The organism is Bartonella sp. AP20NXHL, assembly GCF_042196165.1.
GTDB lineage: Bacteria > Pseudomonadota > Alphaproteobacteria > Rhizobiales > Rhizobiaceae > Bartonella.
Window position 1 is genome coordinate 1 of record NZ_JBHIPV010000038.1, and the last position, 4,939, is coordinate 4,939.

The window sequence follows — 4,939 nt, forward strand, 5'->3', positions numbered from 1 at the left end:
AGCTGGCAAATATAATGATGGTGCCGGCTTGTTACTTCATAAGCGTAAAGATGGAGGTGCTCAATGGATTTACCGTTTTACCATTCATGGGCGGCGCCGTGAAATGGGCTTGGGTGCTTTAAGAGATGTTTCTTTAAAACAAGCCCGTGAATGTGCAATGCAATGGCGTGCTGTTTTACGTGAAGGGCGTGATCCTATTAAAGAACGTAATAAACAAAAGCGTGAGGCAATAAGTAATCTCCATTATTTAAAAGATATTGCTTTAGATGCTTTTGAAAGTCGTAAAGCTGAATTAAAAGGTGACGGTAAAAATGGAAATTGGTTTACACCTTTACGCCTTCATATTCTTCCCAAGTTAGGCTGTTTACCCGTTTCAGAGATTACCCAAACAGAGATACGCAATACCCTTGCCCCCATTTGGCATACAAAAGCTGGAACAGCCCAAGCAGCATTGATACGTCTTAATCTTTGTCTCAAACATGCGGCTGCCTTGGGTTTGAATGTTGATTTACAAGCAACAGAAAAAGCACGTGCTCTCTTAGGAAAACAACGTCATAAGATCACTAATAGACCAGCAATGGATTGGAAAGATATACCAGCTTTTTATCAGTTCCTCTGTAAAACACAAAACATAACACATCTTGCTTTGCGCTTGCTTATCCTTACAGGGGTTCGCTCTAACCCTTTACGTCATATTCATAAAGATCAAGTTGAAGGTGATATCTGGACAATCCCTGCTGAAAATATGAAAGGCAAGCGTGATATTACAAAAGAGTTTCGTGTGCCCTTATCATCTGAAGCATTAGACATTTTAAAACAAGCGCGCTCACTTTCTCGCAATGATTTCTTCTTTTCTGCAACCGGTCGCGGTCCCCTTGCTACGAAGTGTATGGCTCAATACATGAGAGACAATAAACTTGAAGCCTGCCCCCATGGATTTCGCTCTAGTTTACGCGATTGGCTCGCTGAAACAACCGATGCCCCCTATGAGGTTGCTGAAACAATTCTAAGTCATACAGTCGGAGGACAAGTAGAGCGTGCCTATCGTCGTACTGATTATTTAGAACAGCGCCGCGTTTATATGGATAAATGGGCGGCTTATGTCACGGGTCAATCTTAAGATATGGGGTGCATAACCCCATGATCTGTGGATAACTTTCTCTCTCTTCTCTCTCATTCTTTCTCAATAAGAGTCATAAATTATCACATCAAAAATTGTATGATAAAATATTGTTTTCTATGAATAAAACATCTTTCTAAATGAACCAAAATGTGGTTAATAAATAGTTATGATTTGTTACCATTTTTTGATAGAAAGGATTTTAGTATGACAGAAAATGATATTCTTTTGACAGACCGTGAAAGTGCAAAATTGCTTCATATGAGTGTCTCAACATTCCGCCGTCATGTAACCAATGGCTCTCTCCCAAAACCTTTAAAATTTGGTTTTTTGTCCCGTTGGTTACAATCGGATCTTATCAATGTCATCGAGCAAGCAAAACAGCAACGTCAAAGTGACGCGGCATAAAAAAAACCTTGTCACGTAAGGACGGACAAGGCTTTCTCAAACTCATCACCCTAGAGATAGCACAATCCGTCCTGTGACGCAACGTTATAGGATTAAAAATGATGTGTTCTTTTAAGAATGCGCAAGGTATCACACGTGCCTTGCGCGTTACTTGGCATGGGCGTTATGGAACAGCCCGTTGCCCTGCTCATGATGGATAGGCTGCTTAGCTTATCCCTTACCAATGGACATGATGGGCGTCTTTTACTCTATTGTTATGCTGGTTGCTCTTTTAGAGAGATCATACAAGCGCTTATTAGAATTGGGTTGCTTGGAAAACAAGCTTATGCTCATACGCTTTCTTTCTCAAAACAGTTTTGTGCTGATCTCAAACAAGCAAAAAGGAAAGCAGAGAGAGCAAAAGTAATTTGGCAACAAAGCCAACCAATCAAAAATACTTTAGCAGAAACCTATTTACGCATGCGGGGGATCATGTGTGATTTGCCTGCTGATTTACGCTTTTACGACAAATGTCTACACCCCTCTGGGGGTACATTGCCCGCGTTGATTGCTCTTGTTAAGGGGGCTGGTTCCTTTGCCATTCATAGAACCTTTTTACAAGCCAATGGCTGCAAAACAGACCAAAAACCAGCAAAAGCCATGTTGGGATCTGTAATGGGTGGTGGGGTGCATTTAAGCCAAGACAATCCCAAACATCTGGTTATTTGTGAAGGCATTGAAACGGGGCTGTCTCTGCTGTCTGGGTTGTTATCAGAGTCCGTTAATTTATGGGCGTCCCTTTCAACCCATGGCATGATGCATGTGAATTTACCTCCTACAAAAGGGCGTCTGACAATTGCAATGGATGGCGATGAGGCTGGTCGTAAAGCAGGTTTTACCCTCGCTGCACGTGCCTATAGACAAGGCTTTGAGGTCTTTATCATGCAAGCCCCCTACGGTCTAGATTTCAATGATGTTTTGATACTGAAAGGTATAAATAAATGAGAGAGAATAAAAACAATATTGTCGATACCAACAATCAAAATGTTTCATGCAATGATAACGATAATGTTTTTTTAAATGATAAGACTTGTTTAGAAGCCATTCCTTATGAAATCGCATTGCAACAAAATGGTTGGGGGGAATTGCAACCGATTAATACGGCTCTCTTACCCGTCGAGCCTTTTAGCTTATTACAGTTGCCAACGCCATTAATGGACTATGTTTATGACGTTGCGGATAGCCAACAAGCCCCTATGGATTTTGTTGCTGTTTCTGCTTTATGTGGATTGTCTGCTGTCATTGGAAATGGCGTGCGGGTTTCTCCAAAACAACATGCCAATTGGAAAATTGTTCCTAATCTCTGGGGTGCCTTGTGGGGGAACCTTCAACTATAAAAACAGATACCATGGAAGCTGCTTTAGCACCTCTTGATGTTTTTCAAGAGGAATGGCATCAAGAATGGTTAAAGAAGAAAAAACAGCAAGAAACAAAAGATATTCTTATTGAATTAGACAAAAGAGAAAAGAAAAAACAAGCCTACAAAGCACTCAAAGATCAAGACGAGGAACAAGCCCTTGCTCTTCTTTCTCAATCTCTTGAACACAAAGAAAGTGAGGAAGATGACAGTTCTATAAAACGCCGTCTTATCGTCAATGATGTGACCGTTGAAAAGCTTGGGGAACTCTTAAAAGAAAACCCCCGTGGTCTCTTGTTGGTTCGTGATGAATTAGCTGGTTTTTTATCTAATCTGGCAAGAAAGGAATATCAATCAGACCGTTCTTTCTATCTAATAGCTTTTAATGGCAATAAGTCTTACACCTATGACCGTATAGGACGGGGAACCATTTTTATTCCCAATGCAACTGTCTCTATTATAGGGGGTATTCAACCTGCACGTATTATTCCCATTATTCAAGACATGCACCGTGGAACAAATAATGACGGCTTATTATTGCAACGATTTCAAATGCTGGTGTGGCCCGATGAACGAAAAGAGCGGTTATGGGTTGATAGACCTCCCAATCAAAAGGCATGGGAAAGTTATCAAGGAATTTTTCGTTCTCTTTATGATAAACCATTAGGATCACCAAAACACCCTATTACCATATGCTTTTCTGCTGAAGCTCAAGAAATGTTTCGTGTATGGTGGGAAAATTTTCAGAAAAGAATAAAGAATGGTCATTTCTCTGCAAGTTTAAAAGCACATCTTTTGAAAATGAATCAAACCATACCAACCCTTGCGTTGATTTTTGAACTGGCTGATGGTGGGCGTTTGGAAATCAATAGAGATGCCCTTGAAATAGCCTTGCGATGGGAAAAATATTTGTTAAGTCATGTCAAAAGGCTTTATGCGGCGGCGAATAGCTTAGCAACAGAGGGGGCAAAATTAATTGTCGAGCGTTGTGATTGTTTACCCGATGTTTTTACAACAAGGGACATTTATAAACGTAATTGGAAATGTTTCAAAGATAATGAAGCCGTTAAGCAAGCTTTAGAGCTTTTATGCCGTTGTAACTATATACGTGAAATCTCTGGAGACAAGAGCTCACAAGGCGGTCGCCCTACCATACGCTATGAATGGAATCCCTTAGTGACAAGCCATAAAACATCACACTGAGGCAATTTGGAAATCTTATAGAACATTAACAATATAACAGAGAACTCTTCAAAGCACTCCCCATTATGAGTTTTGGGGGGGCTTTTTGTACGTATTATTTTATTTTTTTAATCTAAAATAAAAATCATTATATTTCAATATGTTAATGTTTTAAAGAAACAACCTATATTAAATGCAATCCGTAAATACAATCTATAATATATATTTAAAGGGGTTTTGTAGGGGTTTTGGGGGTTTTAAGAACCTACAAAACCTATCAAAATACTCATTCTGATATTTTAAAGCACGTAGTACATTTATCTTGATGAATACGTGAAACGAACAGCAAATTTCACTACGTTGCTGATCTTATTCCATGTCATGGGCTGTGGATAAGCAGCCTTAAAGACCCCTTTTGAAAAAATATCGGCTTTTTTTAGCAGTTTTTTTCCCTTTTTTATCGTTATTTGCCTTAAATGCATTCAATTGAATTCGTTTTGATTCTTTTGATGAATATTAATTGTCTCATAAGGCAAGGGATTTTTATTACAATATGCTGCAATCTATTAAGTCTGATAATGAACAATTCACTTTACGCTCCCTTTTACAATCCTATCGTGAACAGGCAACATCAAATGCTCTACGGGGGAAAGTGTTTGAAGATTTTGTGACAAAATATCTTATGTATGACCCTCTCCACTATGGGCGATATGAAAAAGTTGAGAGCTATTATGAATGGGCAAAAGAACGTGAAGATTGGAATAAAAATGATATCGGCATTGATCTGGTTGCTAAGCTTCGTCATCAAGAAGGCTATGTGGCTATTCAGTGTA

2 protein-coding genes and 3 pseudogenes are annotated in these 4,939 nt (G+C 39.3%); all 5 read left to right on the plus strand.

Features of this window, described 5'->3' with window-relative positions; translation table 11 throughout:
• A partial coding sequence (locus tag ACFILL_RS08650) for a tyrosine-type recombinase/integrase (protein ID WP_375643769.1) occupies nt 1-1,120 on the plus strand: 1,120 nt, incomplete at its 5' end.
• 207 nt (nt 1,121-1,327) lie between these two features.
• Nucleotides 1,328-1,528, plus strand: coding sequence for an AlpA family transcriptional regulator (locus tag ACFILL_RS08655; RefSeq protein ID WP_011180791.1), 201 nt, complete (start codon nt 1,328-1,330; stop codon nt 1,526-1,528).
• Nucleotides 1,529-1,626: 98 nt separating this feature from the next.
• A pseudogene (locus ACFILL_RS08660) lies at nt 1,627-2,512 on the plus strand (toprim domain-containing protein).
• Nucleotides 2,509-4,127: pseudogene (locus ACFILL_RS08665) on the plus strand (YfjI family protein). The pseudogenes ACFILL_RS08660 and ACFILL_RS08665 overlap by 4 nt, the downstream one beginning before the upstream one ends.
• Nucleotides 4,128-4,659: 532 nt before the next feature.
• Nucleotides 4,660-4,939: pseudogene (locus ACFILL_RS08670) on the plus strand (helicase); the annotation flags it as partial.